Annotated in this window: 16 protein-coding genes; 7 read left to right on the forward strand and 9 right to left on the reverse strand. The window is 44.3% G+C overall.

The features are described 5' to 3' along the window. Positions 1–628: 628 nt before the first annotated feature. Both GQF63_RS07120 and GQF63_RS07125 read right to left on the reverse strand, forming a co-directional pair. Positions 629–2,335 carry a glycoside hydrolase family 3 protein gene (locus GQF63_RS07120; protein ID WP_160368658.1) on the reverse strand — a complete coding sequence of 569 codons (1,707 nt, stop codon included), beginning with the start codon at positions 2,333–2,335 and terminating at the stop codon, positions 629–631. A 91-nt stretch (positions 2,336–2,426) separates the two neighbouring features. Then, entirely contained in the window at positions 2,427–2,969 is a 543-nt protein-coding gene (locus GQF63_RS07125) for a TetR/AcrR family transcriptional regulator (RefSeq protein ID WP_160368519.1), read from the reverse strand. Between the two features lie 125 nt (positions 2,970–3,094). Between GQF63_RS07125 and GQF63_RS07130 the strand changes: the two genes are divergently transcribed. Further along, on the forward strand, positions 3,095–5,899 hold the full coding sequence (locus tag GQF63_RS07130) for a TonB-dependent receptor (protein WP_160368520.1): 2,805 nt from the start codon (positions 3,095–3,097) through the stop codon (positions 5,897–5,899). 15 nt (positions 5,900–5,914) lie between these two features. On the opposite strand, the gene pncA is transcribed toward GQF63_RS07130, so the two are convergent. Genes pncA through GQF63_RS07145 form a run of 3 tightly spaced genes read right to left on the reverse strand, consistent with a single transcriptional unit; the run spans position 5,915 to position 8,636 of the window. Continuing rightward, positions 5,915–6,505, reverse strand: coding sequence for a bifunctional nicotinamidase/pyrazinamidase (pncA, locus tag GQF63_RS07135; protein WP_160368521.1), 591 nt, complete (start codon positions 6,503–6,505; stop codon positions 5,915–5,917). Between the two features lie 20 nt (positions 6,506–6,525). Then, positions 6,526–7,200 carry a response regulator transcription factor gene (locus tag GQF63_RS07140; RefSeq protein WP_160368522.1) on the reverse strand — a complete coding sequence of 225 codons (675 nt, stop codon included), beginning with the start codon at positions 7,198–7,200 and terminating at the stop codon, positions 6,526–6,528. Then, on the reverse strand, positions 7,197–8,636 hold the full coding sequence (locus GQF63_RS07145) for a sensor histidine kinase (protein WP_160368523.1): 1,440 nt from the start codon (positions 8,634–8,636) through the stop codon (positions 7,197–7,199). Before GQF63_RS07145 ends, GQF63_RS07140 begins: the two co-directional genes overlap by 4 nt. Positions 8,637–8,833: 197 nt before the next feature. Here GQF63_RS07145 and GQF63_RS07150 point away from each other — a divergent pair, with 197 nt between their 5' ends. Further along, positions 8,834–10,111: a DUF4270 family protein gene (locus tag GQF63_RS07150; protein ID WP_160368524.1), complete on the forward strand. Its 1,278-nt coding sequence runs from the start codon at positions 8,834–8,836 to the stop codon at positions 10,109–10,111. A 3-nt stretch (positions 10,112–10,114) separates the two neighbouring features. Further along, positions 10,115–11,107 carry a Kelch repeat-containing protein gene (locus GQF63_RS07155; protein WP_160368525.1) on the forward strand — a complete coding sequence of 331 codons (993 nt, stop codon included), beginning with the start codon at positions 10,115–10,117 and terminating at the stop codon, positions 11,105–11,107. Between the two features lie 254 nt (positions 11,108–11,361). Here GQF63_RS07155 and GQF63_RS07160 read toward each other — a convergent pair whose 3' ends face one another. Continuing rightward, positions 11,362–12,351 carry an aspartate-semialdehyde dehydrogenase gene (locus GQF63_RS07160; protein ID WP_160368526.1) on the reverse strand — a complete coding sequence of 330 codons (990 nt, stop codon included), beginning with the start codon at positions 12,349–12,351 and terminating at the stop codon, positions 11,362–11,364. A 434-nt stretch (positions 12,352–12,785) separates the two neighbouring features. On the opposite strand from GQF63_RS07160, the gene GQF63_RS07165 reads away from it, so the two are divergent. The 4 genes from GQF63_RS07165 to GQF63_RS07180 all read left to right on the forward strand — a co-directional run bounded on the left by GQF63_RS07165 (position 12,786) and on the right by GQF63_RS07180 (position 16,288). Beyond that, on the forward strand, positions 12,786–13,736 hold the full coding sequence (locus tag GQF63_RS07165) for an NAD-dependent epimerase/dehydratase family protein (RefSeq protein WP_160368527.1): 951 nt from the start codon (positions 12,786–12,788) through the stop codon (positions 13,734–13,736). Position 13,737: 1 nt separating this feature from the next. Continuing rightward, positions 13,738–14,463, forward strand: a complete 726-nt coding sequence (locus GQF63_RS07170; protein WP_160368528.1) for a YebC/PmpR family DNA-binding transcriptional regulator — start codon at positions 13,738–13,740, stop codon at positions 14,461–14,463. Between the two features lie 133 nt (positions 14,464–14,596). Continuing rightward, entirely contained in the window at positions 14,597–15,493 is an 897-nt protein-coding gene (locus tag GQF63_RS07175) for a hypothetical protein (RefSeq protein WP_160368529.1), read from the forward strand. 51 nt (positions 15,494–15,544) lie between these two features. Further along, positions 15,545–16,288, forward strand: a complete 744-nt coding sequence (locus GQF63_RS07180; RefSeq protein WP_160368530.1) for a DeoR/GlpR family DNA-binding transcription regulator — start codon at positions 15,545–15,547, stop codon at positions 16,286–16,288. Here GQF63_RS07180 and GQF63_RS07185 read toward each other — a convergent pair. From GQF63_RS07185 to GQF63_RS07195, 3 genes are read right to left on the reverse strand one after another with little or no spacing between them, the layout of a single operon-like run. Next, complete coding sequence (locus GQF63_RS07185; protein ID WP_160368531.1) at positions 16,285–17,409, reverse strand: CapA family protein; 1,125 nt, start codon at positions 17,407–17,409, stop codon at positions 16,285–16,287. The two genes, GQF63_RS07180 and GQF63_RS07185, sit on opposite strands and share 4 nt — an antisense overlap. Next, a complete protein-coding gene (locus tag GQF63_RS07190) occupies positions 17,387–18,763 on the reverse strand; it encodes an asparagine synthetase B family protein (protein WP_160368532.1) in 1,377 nt (458 codons plus the stop codon). Before GQF63_RS07190 ends, GQF63_RS07185 begins: the two co-directional genes overlap by 23 nt. Positions 18,764–18,768: 5 nt before the next feature. After that, complete coding sequence (locus GQF63_RS07195) at positions 18,769–20,217, reverse strand: lipopolysaccharide biosynthesis protein (protein ID WP_160368533.1); 1,449 nt, start codon at positions 20,215–20,217, stop codon at positions 18,769–18,771. Between the last annotated feature and the right edge of the window lie 107 nt (positions 20,218–20,324).

Raw genomic sequence — 20,324 nt, forward strand, 5'->3', positions numbered from 1 at the left:
ATGGAAAGCAAAATTAATCTTTCTTTTAGCAATAAAAAATGAAGCTTCATTTATATGACTTTTTAAAGAATAAACCGCTTTTCGAGCTGCATTCGTAAATTAACCCGTCTTTTCTTTAAAGGATTACTTTTACAATCCTGATTTCAAATGAATTTAAAAATCCAGATGCGCTAGGCTGTCCCTTATTTATCAATAAAAAGCAGCAGCTTCCCCGTTTTATTTATCCCCATAGCCCTAAATCATCCTTTCCTTTTTGCCTCATAAAAGCGTCTACATACGAAGGAGGCCAAAGCAGCAAGATGGCACGAAAGATTTAGCGCCAAGCTCTCCTATCTCAAATCTCACATCTCATAGCTATCCGCTCAGACCCACCCCTTTCTCACCCCTTTCACATCCCTTTCTCACCCGTATCAATCCCCTTTGATAAGGGAAGTGAAAGGGAGATAAAAAGGGAATAAAAAAGCAATACAAATAAAGAGGTCAAAAGCCTTTCCTTACCTGTTTCTAAAGGGTCTACCTGTATTCCCTTAAAAAACGAAAGCCTCCGTTATATTCAACGAAGGCTTTCCATTTCGAGACCCGAACAAAGGCCTCTACTATTTACTAAAACTGCATATTAAATTCTTACCTATAACCCGGCACCAAATTTCAGCTGCTTGCTGATGGTAACAGGCAATTTGCCGCTTGCTTTCAGCTGTTTGGTGAACAACTTAATGGCTGCGCGCTGCATAAAATCATCGTTCTGAAAGGTTAAAATAACCGATCCGCTGCGCATGACGTCTACACTGTTCATGGCATAAGGGTTAGTGAACATCACCGATATGGTACGACGGCCCGCCAATTTATCGATAAAGTTTTTCACAGGCTCGGTTACTTCCAGCTCGCTGCGTGGTCTGGAACGGTTATCATGAATGGCTAAGATGATTTGACGGTGGTCACGCGCAATCTTCAATAAGCTATCCAATTCTTCTTCGGTTTCTTTGCCTTGAATAAATAGCTGATCGAAATCGCTTAATTGGCTAGCCATACCCGTTTCAAAAGCCTGTGCTTTATCGATACCTACACTCACGATTACCGTTTTGCGTTTGGCATCGAAGCGACGTAAAGCACGGTCTGATTTTACAACCGTCACCGCAGCATCGGCCAAGCGTTGCACCAAAGATTTGGAACTTGCTGAATTCAAATCGTTATACAATTGCTTGGTAGAAGTCGCTTGGTATTTATTTAAGCCTAACCAAAGTTTGGAGGCCAATACTTTTTTCACCCGCGCATCCAGATCCGCCTGACTAATTCGGCCGCTTTTTATGGCCTTCTCAATTAAATCGATGGCGCGAGCGCTATTTTCAGAAACCTCCAGCAAGTCATGCCCGGCAACAATAGCCATCACATCCGCTTCGCCGTTCGGGAAGTGTTTCTTCACGCCTTTCATGTCCATCGCATCAGTCACGGTCAATCCTTTGAAGCCTAATTCATTGCGCAACACATCGGTCACCACTTTCTTAGAAATAGACGAAGGGATATTCGGAGTAGCATCCAAAGCCGGAATATTCATATGGGCAACCATCACCGATGGTACACCAGCTTTTATCAGCTCGCGGAAAGGGAACATTTCCAATTCTTCGAGGCGTTTTTTATCAAAGTTTAATTGGGGTAAATCATAATGGCTATCCACATCGGTATCGCCATGTCCCGGGAAGTGTTTTAGGGAGGCTAGAATGCCACCTGCCACCATGCCATCCATATAGGCTTTGGCCTTATTGGTTACATTTTGTTTATCATCCCCGAAAGAGCGGAAGTTGATTACCGGGTTCTTTGGGTTGTTATTAATGTCTACAACGGGTGCAAAGTTGAAGTGCATGCCCAGGCGTAGAAAATCTTTCGCAATTTGGCGACCCATATCATAGATCAGGCTGTTATTTTGAATGGCGCCTAGGGTCATTTGATACGGATAGGAAATGGTTGAATCGGCCATGCGCATGCCTAATCCCCATTCGCCATCAAAGGTGATAAGCAAAGGCACTTTGCTTACTTTCTGGTAATTATTGAACATGTTTACATGGCGCACGGGTCCCCCTTGGAACACCACCAAGCCACCTAACTGTTCTTTTTGGATTACTTTCGCAACGGAGTCAATATATTTCTCACCCAAATTGGTATGGGCCCGCACGAGGAACAACTGTCCAATTTTCTCTTTCGGACTCAAGGTATTAAATACCGAGTCTACCCATGCGTGTTTCTGATTGATAAATGGAACAAAATCAGGTCTTTTTTGTGCAAATGCACCTGCCGAAAAAAGACAAGTCAATAGTCCACAAGCTACTATACGTTTTAACATCATCAAGGTAATTTCTTACGAAATACGGGATTTTATGGTAGAAAACGAAATAGTTATGCATATTTATATTGAAACATGCATAAACACGCAGTTAGCGAAGCTGGTATTTTTCTTCAATCAGCATGGCCAATTCATGGGCATTGGCAATATCACCGCAGGCTTCTTTCTTCCACAGCATGTCGATAATTAGCAATAAAAATTGGGTTTCCAATTCCGGTTGGGCATAGCCTAACTCCTTAAACGCCTTGAGTACAATAGGCTGTACCGGCTTAATAAAGAGCTCGTGCTGGGTTTTGGAAAAGGCATGATGCGAAAGGCGTTCTTGTAATTTCCAGAAGAGTGGATCGTCGGCCACCAATTCACTTGGCAGAATAACCATATGGCGTAAGAAGTCCTTCGCATTTTTATAGGTCATCATCCCCTTATGATGCATCAGCACCTTGCGGTAGCCTGATTTTACGATATGCGACAGCAGGGCATCTTTATTGCCGAAATGCTTAAATATCAAGGCCTCGGAAACACCGGCACTGGCGGCAATTTCTTTGGTGGAGGTATCTAAGTATCCTTTATCGGCAAACAGCTGCATGGCGGTTTGCAAAATACGTTCTTTTCTGCTGATGGTTGACTCTTTCATTTAGACTTGAAGGCAAATATACCCATTTCTATGCACAGTGCCTAAATGTATCTTTTTCGTTATGGCTAAACACATATCAAAAAATCTCTTGATATTGGCGCTTTGAAAAATATAAAGACCAGTTTATGAGACTCCCTCTTGTCTTATTCTTAAGCCTAATTCTTGCGTTTTCAGCACAAGCACAGCAGAAAATTACCGGCAGCATTGTCGATAAAACCAACAACAACCCCTTGCGCAACGTAACGATTCAGCTATTGAACCGCAAAGACTCCGTGCTGATGCAGGCCAAGACCAATAGTGAGGGAAAATTCAGTATAGACAAAGCACCGCAAGGGCAGTTCCGCATCAGCAGTAGCTTGTTAGGTTTTAAATCGACGGCCAAATCCATCCAAATCGGAAATGAACCTATTCGCTATGATGTGGAATTAGAACCCAGCGAAATTCAATTGGAAGAAATTGAAGTGACCGCGCCGCCACTGGCAGCCGTGAAAGGGGATACCGTGGAATTTAATGCCCGCAACTTTGCCACCCGCGAATATGCCGATGCCAATGAAATGGTGGCCCAGGTGCCGGGGGTAATCATTGATGAAGAAGGCAATGTGCAAGCCCATGGCGAACCCGTGAAACGGATTCTGGTAGACGGCAAGGAATTCTTCAGCACCGACCCAAAGGTGGCCCTAAAGACCTTGCCCGCCGATATCATAGATAAATTACAGATTATTGATGAAAAAAGCGAGCAGGCTCGCTTCTCGGGTTTTGACGATGGGAAACGCAATAAAATCATCAATATCGTGACCAAGCCCGACAAGCGTAAAGGCTATTTTGGCCGAGCCAATGGAGGAAAAGGCGATTCGGATAAATTCGCCCTGAGCACCAACATGAATGCCTTTAACGGCAATCAACGGCTCGGCGTCAATTTCATGGGCAACAACATCAATGAAACCAACTTCGCCGAACAAGGCATGGGCGGCATGCGCCGCGGAAATAACAATACCGACCGTGGACTTTCTGACACCTATGCCGGCGCTATCAATTATGGCAATACCTGGCTGGGGGATAAAATGGAGTTTAACAGCGATTACTCTTTCCGCAAGTCGGATACCCGGGTCAACTCCATCTCGGATATTGAATACCTGTTGACCGAGCGAGCTAATCAATTCCAAAACCAGACACAGGAATCGAACCGTGGACTCATTTCCCATAGCTTTGCCTCGCGCATCAAGTGGAAAATAGACAGTTTAAATCAACTGGATATTAATCCGAACATCAGCTATACCAGTAACAGCAATATCAACAGCAGCCTCAGTTCCCGCACGATTGGGCAAACAGACCCTTTGAATAAATCGGATCGGAATAACAGCAGCGACAACAGCAGTGTAAGCTTTGGCGGTAACCTCACGTACATGCGTCGCCTAAGCCATCCGGGACAAACGATCTCCATCAATTTCAACGGCAATAAGAGCAGTAACGATGCTTTTGGCAAAACCTTGGCCTTTAACGAGTATTATGAAGATGCCGTTTTAGCCCGCAGAGACACCAACAACCGCGAGAGCTTAACCAATGGCTACGGCTCAGGCTTTAATACCCGCCTTAGCTATACCCATAGGCTCGCTAAATATACCCGCTTGCAAACAAACTATAACTTCCGCAATACACGTAATTACTCAGACCGCAAGACCATGGAATTTTTAGCGGAAACCGGCCAATATGATGAACTGAATGAGCGCCTGTCAAATGAGTTTCAAAACGATTTCAACTTCCATAATGTAGGGGCCTCCATTGGCTATAATAAGCGCGATACCCTACGTATACAGCTGGGCATGAACTACCAACATGGCATACGCATCAATGACCGTACCTTTCCGATTAACCAGAAAACCAAGGCCGATTTCAGCAGTTTCTTGCCCGAGCTAACCGCCGCCTATTATTTCACCCGCGAGCGCAGTATTGAATTTAACTATAATACGGCAACCAATACCCCCGACATTAACCAGCTTCAAGATTTTGTGGATGTATCCAATGAGTTGAACATTCGCAATGGTAACCCGAACTTGAACCAGGAATACAACCATACCTTCCGCCTGCAATACCGGGACATCAATAGACAGAACGGCCGAAGCTTTAATAGCAACTTGGACTTTAATTACACCAACGATAAGATTGTGAATTCGGTATTCATTACAGATACCACGGTGCAGCTTTTTGACGATGTGATTTTGGGAGCCGGGGGGCAATATACGGTACCCGTGAATGTGGACGGAGTTTTCTCCATACGCGCATCCAATAGCTATGGCCTACAGATTAAGAAATTGGGAATTAACCTGAATGCGAACAACCGCTTATTCTACAATCGGAATTATGTTTACCAGAACGACCAGTTGATTCCGAATTATCGCTACGGCTTTAACCAGGATATCGGGATCTTCACGAACTTTAGTCGTGAAATCATCATCGGTTTAAACTACGGGGCAAATGTGAATTTCACGGATAACCCGACCTCCCGCACCACACATTTTATGCAGTATACCCATCGTTTAAGCAATAGCCTGAACATCGAATTTTTAAAACGCATGGTTTTCAATTCGAACTTTGCCTACCTCTATAATTCGGGTGTGGGCGATAGTAAAGGGATTTCGGCCAGCGTATGGAATGCCTCCTTGGGCTATAAGCTCTTTAAGCAGAAGAATGCAGAGTTGGGCATTAAGGCTTTCGATATTTTAAACAATGCCTCCAACGTGAATAGGAACGTATCGGAAACGGCGGTTTCCAGCACGACATCGAACACACTGAATCGTTATTTTCTCTTAAGTTTCACGTACAACCTTCGGAATTTTGGGGGTAAGATGATGTTTGATGGCGGCGGGGCGGAAGGCCGGCGGGGCGATCGGCCACGGGGCGATCGGCCACGGGGCGGACGCAGACCACGTTAATAAACAAGGGAGGGGCTAAATTAAAGCCCCTCCTTTTTGTATAAATTCGTTTTTCTTTTCCATAAAGGCGCCCTTATCAATGGCCTTGGTGGCTTTGGAAATAATGCTGGTTTTGAAACCCTCGTCTATGGCGTCCATGGCCGTGAAGAACACACAATAATCGGCGGCCAAGCCGCAGACATGCACCTCGCTGACTCCACGATCTTTTAAGTAACCCGCGAGTCCGGTTTGTTTTCGGCGACCATTGTCGTAGAAACCGCTATAGCTATCAATCTCCGGATCCATGCCTTTGCGGAAGATAGCTTCAATGGCATGGGCCTCTAAGTCTTCGGCAAGCTCGGCACCAAAGGAGCCCTGCACACAATGGTCGGGCCATAGCACCTGGGGCAAGCCATTCAAATCAATTACTTCAAAGGGAATTTGCCCTGCATGCTGGCTGGCAAAGCTCTTATGGTTGGCGGGATGCCAATCTTGGGTGGCCACCACTAGATCATATTCTTTTTGGAGGTTGTTGATGATGGGGATAATTTCATCGCCCTTGGGCACGGCGAGCGTGCCGTTTGGTAGAAAATCATATTGTACATCAACGATAATTAGTGCTTTCATATCCTATTCCTTTTTTGCAATTACTCGAGGGAAAGCATATAGCCTACCCCTCTGATATTGGTGATTTTGATGCGCTCATCGGCGGCCAGGTACTTTCGGATGCGGCTGATGAAAACATCCAAGCTACGTCCGGTAAAATAGGTGTCATTGCTCCAATAGGTGCGAATAATTTCATCGCGAGGCAATACCTTATCCTTGCTTTCAATAAGCCGTTTCAACAGCTCGGCTTCCCGATAGGAAAGTTTTTCGGTCTGTTCCCCGTAATATAAGATATTTTTCGTTGCGTCCAAGGTGTAATCACCGATCACGAATTTACTGCTAGACATGCCTTGCCCTGTTTTCTTTAAAGCCGCCTCAATCCGTACAATGAGTTCTTCAATTTTAAACGGCTTGCGGACATAATCATTGCCGCCAATTTTAAAGCCTTTCACCACATCCTCGGTTTGCGTCAGGGCGGTTAAGAAAATAATGGGGGTATGCAGGTCTGTTTTTCGGATTTCCTTGGCCACGGTAAAGCCATCCATTAAGGGCATCATCACATCCAGCACAATAATGTCGGGTCTGTATTTGCTGTGAAACAAGAGGGCCTGTTGCCCATTGGGCACATGCCTAACCATAAAACCATGCGATTCCAAACTATCGGAAACAATCATGGCTAAACTCTCTTCATCTTCAACATACAGGATATTCGTCATGCCCCTTCTTTTGCTATGCTAATTACAAAATTACTGCCAACCCCCAGTTCACTTTCCACCGCAATATGGCCATGATGCTGGTTGATTACCTGTTTTACATAGGCTAATCCCAAGCCAAAGCCTTTCACGTCGTGGATATCTCCAGAGGGTACCCGGAAGAAGAGATCAAAGATATCTTTTACATATGCTTTCGGGATGCCTTGGCCATTATCACGAATCTGGAGCTTATAGTTACCAGCTTCTTCACTCAAAATTACATCAATTTTAACGGTCTCCCCAGCATATTTTACGGCATTGTCGAATAAATTGGACAAGACATTCTTCAAGTGGGCCTGATCGGCAAAGAGCTGCGTTTCCTTGGTTTGCAACTGCAAATGGAAGTCTACCGGTTTTTTGGAAAATAGACGCGCATTTTCCATGCACTCCTCGATGAGCATAACGAGGTTGAAATTTGTTTTATTTAGTTTTATGCCATTGGTTTCTGCGATATCCACTTGTAACACGCGCTCGATCATGTTGGAGAGATGCTCCAGCTCATGCTTGGAAATGTTGAGGTAGCGGTTCATGCGTTCCTTATCCTCCATCGCACCATAGCGCTGAATAGATTCCACAGCGGCCATCACGGTGGATACCGGTGTTTTCAGCTCATGGGTCATGTTATTTACGAAGGCCTTGCGCAACATGGCCAATTGATTTTGCTTTTTAATGGTGGCCAAGAGGTAAAAGAAGGTGCCGATGAGGGCAAACACTAGGCAAATGGAAATGGACAATTGCCAGCCGATAGAAAAGATCAGGAAGAATCGAGGGTCTTTAAAATCGATCTCCAAATAGCGATCTTCCTGCGGGTCGATGGAAATGGGGCGGGTTTTAAAAGCCCGATACCGTTCCTTATACAGCTGATCACGATCGGCGGAGTCTAGGCCTGTTAGGGTTACCATTTTTAAAGCAAACGGACTATAGAGTTTCCGAGCCTGCAAGGCCAAGCGCAGGCGGTTGCTTAAGGTGTCTAAGGTTTGGGCATCCCAATTGATGTTGCGGATGGCCATCGTGGAGATCAGGTGTTTAGAAAGTCTTCTGCCGGAGAACTTGCCACGCTTACTGGCAGCCAAGGCTTCCGCCAGGGGATCCTTTTGCACGCCATTCTGTGCCAATAATTGGCTCAGGCTATCTTTGTTCAATTGCGGATAGCGCGCTTGCAGGGCACTGGCCAAGGAATCGATACGGTCCATAGGCTGTACCTGATCGCGCTTTAACAAGGCTTCTTCGTTTTCTTGATAGAAGTCTTGAATCACATCAAAAAGCAAATGATCGGCCGTTCCCAGGAAATACATTTTCCGGTTTTGATAGCTTCCATACAACCAAATACTTAATACCAGGGTAATTCCACCGGCTGTTAGGATAATGGCCAGTATCAATATTTTATACTTTTTTAACATAATTAAAACAAATTTAAATTAGTAGATTTGCACGGCATAGGTTCAGGGGCAGTTTTAACAAAATATAACACTGATTAACAGTTCCCTTTCATTACTTTTGCATGATTGCTGATTTTATGATTAAATATTTACGATTAACTTCCATTGTTACCCTAAGTTTGAGCGTATGTTTTTTCTTCGCGAGCTGCGATAAAGACATGTCCATCTCATTAAATAATGAGAACATCGAGAACTTAAACCTATCCTCCTCAGATACATTAACTGCCGAGGTAGCGACTGTTTTGATGCCGAACATTCCAACTTCAGGAACAGGAAGACTATTGGTAGGGAAAGTGCAGCAAGGTCCGATTGGCAGCTTAACAGCATCCTCCTATTTCCGGATTCTTCCTTATAACCTTTCGGGTGAGCTTCCGAACTCCGCGAAATTCGACTCCATTAACTTGATATTACGCCCTTCATACGGCCGCTATAGCTTTGGTGACACCACCAAAAGCATGACCATTGTAGCACATCGCTTAACAAAAGCGTTAGAGACTACAACAATTAACAGTAGCATGCCAGGTTTTCCGAATCCAGTTTATATTTCCGGTGCTTCCATCTTTGGACATCAGAATTTTGCCTACGATGCGAATGCATTGGGTTCTGTATCGTTTTTACCTTACATGCACAAGCGCGACTCGGTTCAAATTCGCTTAAGTGATGCCTTAGGTGCTGAATTGTTCCAGAAAATTAAAACCGCAGACTACGTTTTAAATTCAGCCGCCAACTTCAACGACTACTTTAAAGGTATGGTATTGGTACCAGATGCCAATAGCAAGTCGATCGTTGGTTTCTCAGATACCCTGCAAGTGAATGTAAATTACTCGTACATGGGTACCGATGGTTTGAAAAAGACAGGCGTAAAATCGTTCCAGATGGGCGATCGCTCGGTGCAATATAACCAAATGGACGCCGATCGTTCGGGCACTATGTTCGCCGATCTAAAAGCTAACCGTCCGAAGCCGGTTTCCCAAACACAAGGGGTTTCCTTCGTGCAAGGTGGAGCAGGTATTGCCACGAAGATTTCTTTCCCGGGTTTAGCGCAATTTATGCGTACGCCAGGCTTCGCCATCAATAAGGCCGAATTAATAATTGAGCTTGAATCGTCCCATTTCGGGCATTACATTCCAGCACAAACCCCGATCTTATTTATTGCGAACAACAATATCCCGGTAAATTATGTGATGACTCCATTTGGTAACAGCTACCAAACGGGTGGTTATATCCCAGGAAACAATACGGGTCGTAGAGGACGCTATGTGTTCAATATGATTCAATATATTCGCAGTGCGAATGACGAAGGTGCCCAAGATAAATCTTTATTTTTATCTTTGTCGCCATCAGAGTTGCTTCGCAGCGGGAATACCAGTATTCTAGCTACGGAGAACAATCAACCTTTAGTGAAATTAAACATCGTATATACAAAATTTAAATAATTTATGAACAAGAGAAACTGGCTTGTATTACTTTTAGTCGGCGTTATTGCAATTACATCCTTCAATTCATGTAAAAAAGACGAGGATACCGATAATAAAATAGATAATGGGCCTACAGAATGGACAAGAGCTACGGTATTTTCAGGTGCTCCACGCATTGGCGCATCGACTTTTACCCTAAACAATGTAGCCTACGTAGTTGGTGGATGGGTAAAACCAGGTGAAACAATCAGCGATATCTACGCTTTTGATGGCAAAGGCTGGACCAAGAAAAAGGATTTTGAAGGTGAAGCAAGACACAGTGCTGTTGGTTTCGCTATCAATAATAAAGGTTATTACGGTTTAGGATCAAACGGTTCAGATGCGTTAAAAGATTTCTACGAATTCGACGCTACAACAAATCAGTGGACTAAAATCGACGATTTCCCAGGTCAAGCTCGCTACGGTGCAGTAGCCTTCAGCATCGGCAATAAAGCTTATGTTGGTTTAGGATCTACACGTAACGAAACCTTATTAAGTGATTTCTACGAGTTTGATGGTACGACTAAAAAATGGACTGCCCTTACAGGTTCACGTGCGCCTCAATTTACAGATAAGAAAGCATATGCCTTCTCTTTCGTAATCAATGGTAAAGCATACGTAGGTGGTGGAACAGGAAATGTGCCTGAAGAATTCTGGTCATTCGACGGTACCGAATGGAAGCAATTAAAAGACATCAAATCGGATACTCAAGATATCAGACGCTCTAGAGCTAGCGCTTTCGCTATCGATAACTTTGGTTATGTAGTAAGCGGTCGTTCAACTTCAGGCGTTGTAGGGGGTGTATGGAAATATAACCCTGTTGACGATACTTGGACTGACAAACACCAATCTCTTGAAGTGGCGCGCGAGCAAGGCGTAGGATTTGCCTTAGACAAAACAGGCTATATCACTACAGGTAGCAACAGCAGCGGTGGATACTTATATGACAACTGGAAGTTTGTTCCTGTAAGATAAGCAGGCAAGCATAAGCAATATAAAAAAGCGCGAAGAGATGATCTTCGCGCTTTTTTGTTGACTAGGTATTGGAACAGGTTTTTGAGGGTTACAGTGGCCGGCTTTATGGCTGGTATTGCAAGTATGGCTTGGCCGCTGGCTTAGACCCGTTTGACTTATAGACAGTCGGAAGGCTTCCCATTTTAAGGCGCCTAAAGCTTGTACACAAAAAAAGGCCGCTCATGGAGCAGCCTTTTCCTATCAAGTATACTTGCTTAGATTAATCCTTTTTTCTGTAATAATTCAGCAACCTGTACGGCATTCGTAGCAGCACCTTTACGCAAGTTATCTGCTACAACCCAAAGGTTCACAGTTTTCGGTTGAGACTCATCACGACGGATACGGCCTACAAAAACCTCATCCTTTCCGTGTGCATCTTTCGGCATCGGGTATTCCAGTTTTGCTGGGTTATCTACCACAATTACACCTTCCTGCGCTTCCAAAGCTGCTCTCAATTCAGCAAGATCGAATTCATTTTCAAATTCAATGTTTACTGATTCCGAGTGTCCACCCATAACCGGGATACGTACTGTAGTCGCCGTTACTTTAATCGAGTCATCGCCCATGATCTTGTTGGTTTCCTGGATCATTTTCATTTCCTCTTTCGTGTAACCATTATCTTGGAACACATCGATATGTGGAATCACGTTTAAATCGATTTGGTATGGATAGGCTTTTTCACCATCCTTACCCGCACGCTCATCCATTAACTGGTCAACGGCTTTTACACCTGTACCTGTTACCGACTGATAGGTAGAAACTACGACGCGTTTGATTTTATATTTTTCGTGCAAAGGCTTCATTACAACCACCATTTGAATGGTAGAACAGTTTGGATTCGCAATGATCTTATCACTGGCTTCCAATACATCGCCATTGACTTCAGGCACGATTAACTTCTTGCTCGGGTCCATACGCCAAGCCGATGAATTATCGATTACCGTAATACCAGCTTCAGCAAATAAGGGTGCAAATTCGGTAGAAGTGCTACCGCCTGCAGAGAATAAAGCAACATCTGGCTTCAGTGCAATAGCTTCAGTAGGCGTCACAACCTTATACTTCTTTCCCTTAAAGTCAATTTCCTTACCCTTACTTCTTTCGGAAGCTACGGGGATTAACTCTGAAACCGGGAAATTACGTTCCGCTAATACTGTCAACATTTCTGACCCAACAAGTCCTGTTGCGCCTACTACTGCAACTTTCATAGTTTAAATTTTGCTTTAAATTTTAGTTAATATAGATTCTAATTAATTTATCTAAGGAAGCAAACATACTAAATAAAAGGGAATGTTTACAATTAATTTTAGCAATTCCTAAGCATTCCGGCAGTCTGCAAAATATTATTCAACAGGATCAAAATATCGGTGAAATTTATTCAGTATTTGCAGGAGTTCATTGACAATATATCAAAATCAGCAAGAGATGGAAAAGGATCTGAATGTGTACTTTCGTTGAGAAATTGATTTTTCGGAGAAAATGTACGGTAAAAACAGGGCTTTAGGGCCTTTTTTGCAACACATTCGATTGCGTAAAATCATGGTTCCTAGTAATTAGCAGGCAATTATTTACTAATTTCGCCCCAAGAAAAACAGGAACTGTTTACGATATATTAAACGAAAGAAATAATAGCTTTGCAGCAATGAAAGAATGCATTTTGATGATTGGAGCCAACGGACAAATTGGCTCTGAATTAGCAGCCGCTTTACGCCTTAAATTTGGTAAAGAAAATGTGATCACCTCCGACATCCGCGCTCCCCACGAAATTGCCGAAGATGAACAATTTGAAATCCTAAATGTCTTAGATAAAGATGGGATTCGCCACTTAATCGAAAAATACAAACCTACTCAACTATACTTATTGGCCGCCATGCTCTCGGCAACGGGAGAACAGTATCCGCAGAAAGCCTGGGACCTGAACATGAATGGCCTGTTGAACGTATTGGATCTCGCCGTAGAAATGGGGATTAAGAAAATCTTCTGGCCTAGTTCTATTGCGGTTTTTGGACCGCACTCGCCAAAAGAAAACACTGACCAATATTGCATCATGGATCCGAACAGCATCTATGGTATCAGTAAACTGGCCGGCGAGCGTTTGGTGGAATACTACCATAACCGCTATGGCTTAGATATCCGTAGTATTCGCTATCCGGGGATTATCTCCTGGCGCACAGAACCGGGAGGAGGCACGACCGACTACGCCGTACATATCTTCTTTGAAGCCCTTCGCCAAGGAAAATATACCAGCTTCTTATCAGAAAACACCGAGCTACCGATGCTCTATATGGACGATGCTGTCCGCGGTACTATCGAACTGATGGACGCGCCGGCCGAAGCCCTAAGCATCCGTTCGAGCTATAATTTAGCCGGAATAAGCTTCACACCGAAAGAAATAGCCGAAGAAATTAAAAAAATTCTTCCTAATTTTGAAATCTCGTATGCCGAGCATGACCCGCGCCAAGCGATTGCTGATTCATGGCCTAAAAGCATTAATGATGAAGTAGCAAGAAAAGATTGGGGTTGGCAACCAACCTTTGATCTCAAAGCAATGTGTGCAGACATGATAGCAAATCTGAAATCAAAATTAAATTAACATGGGTAGAGCTTTCGAATTTAGAAAAGAAAGAAAATTTAAACGCTGGGCCAAAATGGCCGTTCAGTTCACACGCCTAGGTAAAGAGATTGCCATGGCCGTAAAAGAAGGCGGTCCTCACCCGGAAAACAACTCCCGCTTACGTACTGCCATCCAAAACGCGAAGGCCGTAAATATGCCTAAAGACCGCGTGGAAGCCGCTATTAAACGCGCCTCAGAAAAAGACTCCAAAGGCTATGAGGAATATGTTTATGAAGGTTATGGCCCTCATGGTGTTCCTGTATTGATTGAAACCGCAACAGACAATACCAATAGAACTGTAGGGAATATCCGTAGCTATTTCACCAAATCTGGTGGTTCCTTAGGAAAAACAGGCTCCCTAGACTTTATCTTCAACCGTAAATCTATTTTCCGTTTCCCGGCAAGTGAGGAATTGGATGTGGAAGAATTGGAACTGGAATTAATCGATGGTGGTTTGGAAGAACTCTATGTAGAGGCTGACGAAGAAGGAAACGATGTAGTGGTAGTACAAACTTCATTCGAAGACTTTGGAAACATGCAACGTTTGCTGGAAGAGAAGGGTATTGAGGTGAGCTCTGCGAAGTTAGAACGCATTGCCCTATCGCATACTTCCCTATCGGAAGAACAAGCCGCAGACGTCCTTAAAATGATCGATAAGATCGAAGAGGACGATGATGTGCAAGCTGTTTACCATAATATGGACTAAGCTGAGGAAGCTAAAGTATCACATAAAAGGGCTGTATCCATGGATGCAGCCCTTTTATGTTAGGCCTATCATGGGAATAGGAAAAGGCTTTTTCCGATGGCAATAATTTAATGCCTATTACGTACATTTGTATATGCAGACATTTGCTGATTTCTTTGCGAAGAAAAAAATTGATCTAAGCGCTTTACAAAAAGCAGAGCCCCAATTGTACGATGAATTTGCATCCCATTATGCATTAATGGGCGAGAAGAGTTTTGACCACAGCAAGAAGTTCTGGTTCAACAAATTACGCAAAAGCTATCATTTGGTAGAAGTGGAGCTACCAAGCCCTGTAGCTGCGAAAGCAAGCCCTGCAATAACTAAGGCAAGTCCTTCAGTTGCGAAGGCCGAAGAAAGCAGTCCATCAACAGCACCTAAGCCTACAGGCTTTAAGCCAAGGTTTAAAGCAGCAAGTACCCCTGTAGAGGAAGTCCCTTCCGCTAGCCCGACAACCGAGGCTTCAGAACCAGCAGCCAGCAAACCTGCAGGTTTTAAACCCCGCTTTAAAGCAAGTAATCTACCTAAGAAAGCCGAAGAACCGGCAACTAGCCCCACGCCTATAGCCGAAGAAAAAGCGAGTGAGGAAACCGCAGAAACACCAATAGCAGCAAAGCCGAAAGGATTTACCCCACGCTTCAAAGCAGCAAGCTTACCAAAGAAAGTGGAAGAACCTGCAACTAGCACCTCGCCTATAGCCGAAGAAAAAGCGAGCGAGGAAACCGCAGAAACACCAATAGCAGTAAAACCGAAAGGATTTACCCCCCGCTTCAAAGCAGGAAGCTTACCAAAGAAAGTGGAAGAACCTGCACCTAGCACCTCGCCTATAGCCGAAGAAAAAGCTAGCGAGGAAACCGCAGAAACACCAGTAGCAGCAAAGCCGAAAGGATTTACCCCACGCTTTAAAGCAAGTAATTTACCGAAGAAAGTTGAAGAACAGGAAGCTAAAAAAGATCAATCATCGGGCGAATCTCCTACAGATTCACCGACTTAGTCTTTAGTTCCTATTAATTTTATATTTTTACAGCCTAATCAAAAATAAATTATGTTAAAAGAAGAAAGACAGGCTTATATCATTCACCAAATCAATATCCACAATAAGGTGCTTTCCTCCGACTTAAGTGTACAACTTAACGTATCAGAGGATACCATCCGCCGCGACTTAAATGAGCTGGCAGAAAGTGGTCAGGTGCTAAAGGTATATGGAGGCGCGTTGTCCAAATCTTTTCATTATCCCTTCCAGGATAATCAAGTATATGCCAAAGAAGCCAAGAAAGAGATCGCCAGCAAAGCGATATCCCTGATTCAAAGTGGAATGACGGTATTAGTTGGCGGAGGTACCAGTATGATCGAATTAGCGCGCTTGATGCCTAAGGATATCCAATGCACCTTCTTCACCATCAGCCCCTTAGTAGCCCTGGAATTAGCGGAGAAGGAGAATCTGGAAGTAATTCTATTAGGCGGACACCTATCGCGTAATACGAATATTGTATCCGGATCGCAGGTCATCAATGCCCTATCAGAAATACGTGTGGATCTTTGTCTGTTAGGTACGAATAGTCTTTCCGTAGAGGAAGGGATTACGGATTCCGACTGGGAAGTTGTACAGATCAAGAAGGCGATGATCAAATGCTCTAAGAAACTAGGCGTATTGAGTATTGTAGAGAAATTGAACTCCAACCAGAAGATGCGGGTTGCCCCATTACGGGACATCAATTACTTGGTGACCGATTTAGACCCCAAACACCCTAGCTTAAAAGAATTCAGCAGCCAGATTACCGTGATCTAATCTTCGGGATTTTCCTGCTTAAACTTATACCGAATGGCTCTATCTACGAGCCATTTGTTGCTTTCTATAAACTGATTATGCCAAAGCATATTGTAATCTATCCCCCGATTAAAGAACAAGCGCTTTCCATGTTTCAATAAGGCTTTTAAACTGTAGCTAGATACCCCATTGAACGCCTTAGCATAGTAGCCCGCATGGTGTTGTTCCCAATCTTTCACAGCCGCTTGGGTCACATAATCAATATAAGACTCCGCCGTTAACTTCTCATTGAGATTCTTTAGCCAAAGCGCAGAAACCGACTCCTCCTCCAAGCTGAGTTGCTGACCATCCTTTTTAATGACCTGGAAGTCGTAGCCTACGCGTTGCTTATGTTGGAAATCCAAGGTCAGCATCGCCCCGGTATTCCATTGAGGATGATTGCTTGGGTAGTCAAAATAAAAGTTCCCTAAACTATAACAGATTAATTTGCCTTTATACTCTTCGATACCCTGCATTACGTGCGGATGGTGGGCAATAACCACATCGGCACCCAGATCAATCAATTGTCTATATTTAGCGCGCCATTCCGGAATAGGCACATCCAAAAGCTCCACGCCTGCATGCACCTGCACAATCAACACATCCACCAGGCTTTTAAAGCGACGGATATCCGCTGGAACCCGTGCATGGTTGATCCAGGCATGCCCGATCCCCCGATCGCCATTGATAGCGCCATAGCCATTTTCACCATAGGCTAAAAAGCCATAGTTCACATCATCGAACGTTTTGACCAGCATCTCATAAGCCTGCTCCTCTTCTCCTACCCCTAATACGGCATCCTGCGGGAAAGCCTCCATGGTTTCCAGCATGCCGATGGGTCCAAAGTCGTAAATATGATTATTGGCCATCGGGAATAGGTTAAAGCCTGCAGCAATCAGCCAGTCAGCGGCTTTCGGATCCTGTGCCACTAAAGGGCCTGTTTTCTTAATAGGCGCTCCGAAACCTCTTAAAGGCGCTTCTACATTGCAAGAGCGTATTTCCGCCGCGTACAATTGCGCGCGCAGTTCTTCCGAAATCTCCGGCTCCGACTGCAACACTGCGTCGCCAACGAATAAGAATCTATGCTTTTGTGATGCTTGCATTTCTCTTTAACAATAAAGCTTCAATAGGTTTAATGGTAATATACGCAAAATATGCAGCCAACAGCTCATTCTTCGCGCCAAATAGCTTCAGAACACCCTTCACCTTCGGCGTATGCATCAGCGTTTGAAACAGCCTTTCTTTACGGCCAATATGTTGAATCTTTTGATTAATCCATTCCAGATAATCCACCTGCATCACTTCACGCAATAAGTTAACATCCAAAGGCGCCAACTCTTCATGCAACAGCGAATAGTAGTTTAAGGAATTCTGGTAAGTATAATTATGTTTTTCCTCTTCAAACAGCAGCCCTTGCTTGCGGAAGAAATCTCGCTGCCAGGCCCTATCCTGCTTTCTATCCTGCGGCAGGTTCAGCATGGCCAAGGCCACGTCCTCCTCCACAAAGGGCGAATAACCCGGGAACCCCATCCTAGATGGCACAGCAATAAGGTATTGCAACAGCATCATCTTCGTGCGCATGGCTGTAATAATGCGGAATTCAGGATGTTGAAGATCCGTCTTCATCCGGTCGAACTGCTGCTCGGCCAATCCGGTATAATCAATATTCATGGCTCGTTGCGAATCCGCCCTCATGCCATGCGTATAACCAAGCGTGCGGTACTCACGTGCAGAGCGAATCTCCGGGACGTGGACAGCACCAGCCCAGGCATCCCCAATGATACCACTGAGCAAGCCTAACTTCGCCTGGTTCTCTAGATTTCTAATTTTTGCATAAAACTCGATATGGTAAGTTCCGGATGCCCCCACAGCCGGGCCGAATTGATCAAACCAATCGTCCATATAGCCATTAAACTTACCCAAAGGGATGCGTTGCCAGGTGGTACCCAAGCGCTCGGCCAATAAACCGGCATACACCGATTCGCGAGATGCCCCCTGATTAAAGGAAGTGCCATAGGTATAGGCATGGATACGCGACTTATCGTCAAGCAGCACATTCATTAAACGGGAGTCGAAACCACCGCTAGTCGGAATCAGGATGTTCTCAGGAAAACTATTCGCCCAGGTATTCACCCTTTGCTGAATAAGCTGCATCACATCATCTTCATGACTGCGCTGGGCAAGCTTCTGACTGATGGTATCTGTTTGATCCAGCACCTTCAATTGCTTGCCATCACTATATAAAGCTTGGTTGGGCAATAGGAATTTCACATGCTTTACGGCCGTATGCCCAAATACCGCATAGCCGAAATCCAGATAGGCCGCTAAGCCTTCCGTATCGATTTCCAAATTGGAATAATCGATGACCGCATGAATATCTTCTCCGAAAGCACCTGTTTTTTCATGATAAAAAACAGTTTGATACCCCACCCAATTTCCTTGTGCAACTAATTCCATGAAAACTATTTAGCAAATTTCTTTTTCAGCATTCCCAGTATCTCCATCCATATCACCTGTTTGATCAACTGGTTGATACTGATATAAACCGCTACGAAGATAAGGCTTTGACAGATTACCAACAGCAAATTATGGGAAATGAGTTCAAAATACAACGGCAAATAGGCCAATACGCCGGCGAACAAGCTGATCCCGAAGGAAGGCAAGAGGTCTTTAAGCTGTGCCCAAAGGTGATAGCCATAGATTTTGCCACTCATTAAGGCTGTAGCCAGGTAAACCAGGATACGGACAGCAATTTGCCCGTAAATAATATAAATAATACCGTGTGTATAGGTCAATAACAGCGCAATAATGGCTAAGGAAACCTTGGCGATTTCCAAACCTAGCGCATATTGCGATTTCCCTTTAATATTCAAGAAGTTCACATTCATATCGGCCAGCGAAATGAACAAACCCGCGAAGCATAAGAGCTGGAAATAGAGCACCGAAGTCAGCCATTTATCCGTCAGAAAGTAAATAAACCCAGGCTTAGCCACAGCAATAGCCAATATACTGACCGGAAAGAGGACAAAGGCCAGGGTCGACATCGTCTTTCGGCAGGCATTTAAAAACCGAGGATAATCATCCTGAATAGGCGTCAGGGTAGACAGCGTGGTGCCTTGAATAATGGAAGAGATCAGCAGGTTCGGCGTCTCGCCCCATTTGTTTCCCTGGTAATAATAGCCGGTATCTTGAATACTGAAATGCTTCCCTAGGAAAGAATAATAGAAAGGCGACAATACTTTACCCAACATATTGGCAACCATAAAAGACAGCGAGAAGGCCACATGTTGCTTTAAGGAAGCATAGGACAGCTTCAGGCTCACCTTCCAATCGCCCCAATACCACAGCATAATCGTCCGAAAGAACGAGTACAAGAGCTGTTGCAAGAGGAGCGCCCAGATGCCGAATCCTAACACAGCAACCAGCACCACCACAATACCGGATAGAAAAATCGCAATCACATTGATGCGTGCGGTTATTTTAAACTGAAAATTCTTTAATATCTTAACATATTGCACAATACCCAGGGAATGGACGAGCAATTGCAGGAACAGCACACGCGCATAGAGGGTAAGGTTCGGGATGGCATAATATTCCTCGATATAGGGGGCGGAAAAGAACAGAATCAGGTACAAGAAGCCTGCAACCCAAAGGTTAAAGACAAACATGCTGGAATAGTCCAGTTCATTCACCTGTTTGGTGCGCACGAGCGAGGTGGCCAAGCCACTATCCACAAAAGCGGTCGCAATGGTCGAGAAGATCATCAAGACCCCAATAACACCAAAATCTTCCGAGCTGATTACCCTCGCCGTAATGATGCCCACAACCGTCACGATGGCCTGGTTCCCAAAACGGTCTAAGGCATTCCAGAAGAGCCCTTTGATGGTGATGTTTTTCGTATTATCGCTCATGCAAATTAAAACTCATCAAATTTAGGAAAGATATTTGTACAGCCTATAAAAAAAGCCAATATACGGAAGCATTACGAGATTAAACCCTATATTTGAACAATATAGAT

The organism is Sphingobacterium humi (assembly GCF_009768885.1).
Lineage (GTDB): Bacteria > Bacteroidota > Bacteroidia > Sphingobacteriales > Sphingobacteriaceae > Sphingobacterium > Sphingobacterium humi.

Excerpts from the sequence above, each read along its gene's own strand:
- GQF63_RS07145 (WP_160368523.1), bottom strand. The coding sequence starts at position 8,636 with ATGTTAAAAAAGTATAAAATATTGATACTGGCCATTATCCTAACAGCC.
- GQF63_RS07180 (WP_160368530.1), top strand. The coding sequence starts at position 15,545 with ATGTTAAAAGAAGAAAGACAGGCTTATATCATTCACCAAATCAATATC.
- GQF63_RS07160 (WP_160368526.1), bottom strand. The coding sequence starts at position 12,351 with ATGAAAGTTGCAGTAGTAGGCGCAACAGGACTTGTTGGGTCAGAAATG.
- GQF63_RS07190 (WP_160368532.1), bottom strand. The coding sequence starts at position 18,763 with ATGGAATTAGTTGCACAAGGAAATTGGGTGGGGTATCAAACTGTTTTT.
- GQF63_RS07150 (WP_160368524.1), top strand. The coding sequence starts at position 8,834 with ATGTCCATCTCATTAAATAATGAGAACATCGAGAACTTAAACCTATCC.
- GQF63_RS07120 (WP_160368658.1), bottom strand. The coding sequence starts at position 2,335 with ATGTTAAAACGTATAGTAGCTTGTGGACTATTGACTTGTCTTTTTTCG.
- GQF63_RS07125 (WP_160368519.1), bottom strand. The coding sequence starts at position 2,969 with ATGAAAGAGTCAACCATCAGCAGAAAAGAACGTATTTTGCAAACCGCC.
- GQF63_RS07195 (WP_160368533.1), bottom strand. The coding sequence starts at position 20,217 with ATGAGCGATAATACGAAAAACATCACCATCAAAGGGCTCTTCTGGAAT.
- GQF63_RS07185 (WP_160368531.1), bottom strand. The coding sequence starts at position 17,409 with ATGCAAGCATCACAAAAGCATAGATTCTTATTCGTTGGCGACGCAGTG.
- GQF63_RS07155 (WP_160368525.1), top strand. The coding sequence starts at position 10,115 with ATGAACAAGAGAAACTGGCTTGTATTACTTTTAGTCGGCGTTATTGCA.
- GQF63_RS07175 (WP_160368529.1), top strand. The coding sequence starts at position 14,597 with ATGCAGACATTTGCTGATTTCTTTGCGAAGAAAAAAATTGATCTAAGC.
- pncA (WP_160368521.1), bottom strand. The coding sequence starts at position 6,505 with ATGAAAGCACTAATTATCGTTGATGTACAATATGATTTTCTACCAAAC.
- GQF63_RS07130 (WP_160368520.1), top strand. The coding sequence starts at position 3,095 with ATGAGACTCCCTCTTGTCTTATTCTTAAGCCTAATTCTTGCGTTTTCA.
- GQF63_RS07170 (WP_160368528.1), top strand. The coding sequence starts at position 13,738 with ATGGGTAGAGCTTTCGAATTTAGAAAAGAAAGAAAATTTAAACGCTGG.
- GQF63_RS07165 (WP_160368527.1), top strand. The coding sequence starts at position 12,786 with ATGAAAGAATGCATTTTGATGATTGGAGCCAACGGACAAATTGGCTCT.
- GQF63_RS07140 (WP_160368522.1), bottom strand. The coding sequence starts at position 7,200 with ATGACGAATATCCTGTATGTTGAAGATGAAGAGAGTTTAGCCATGATT.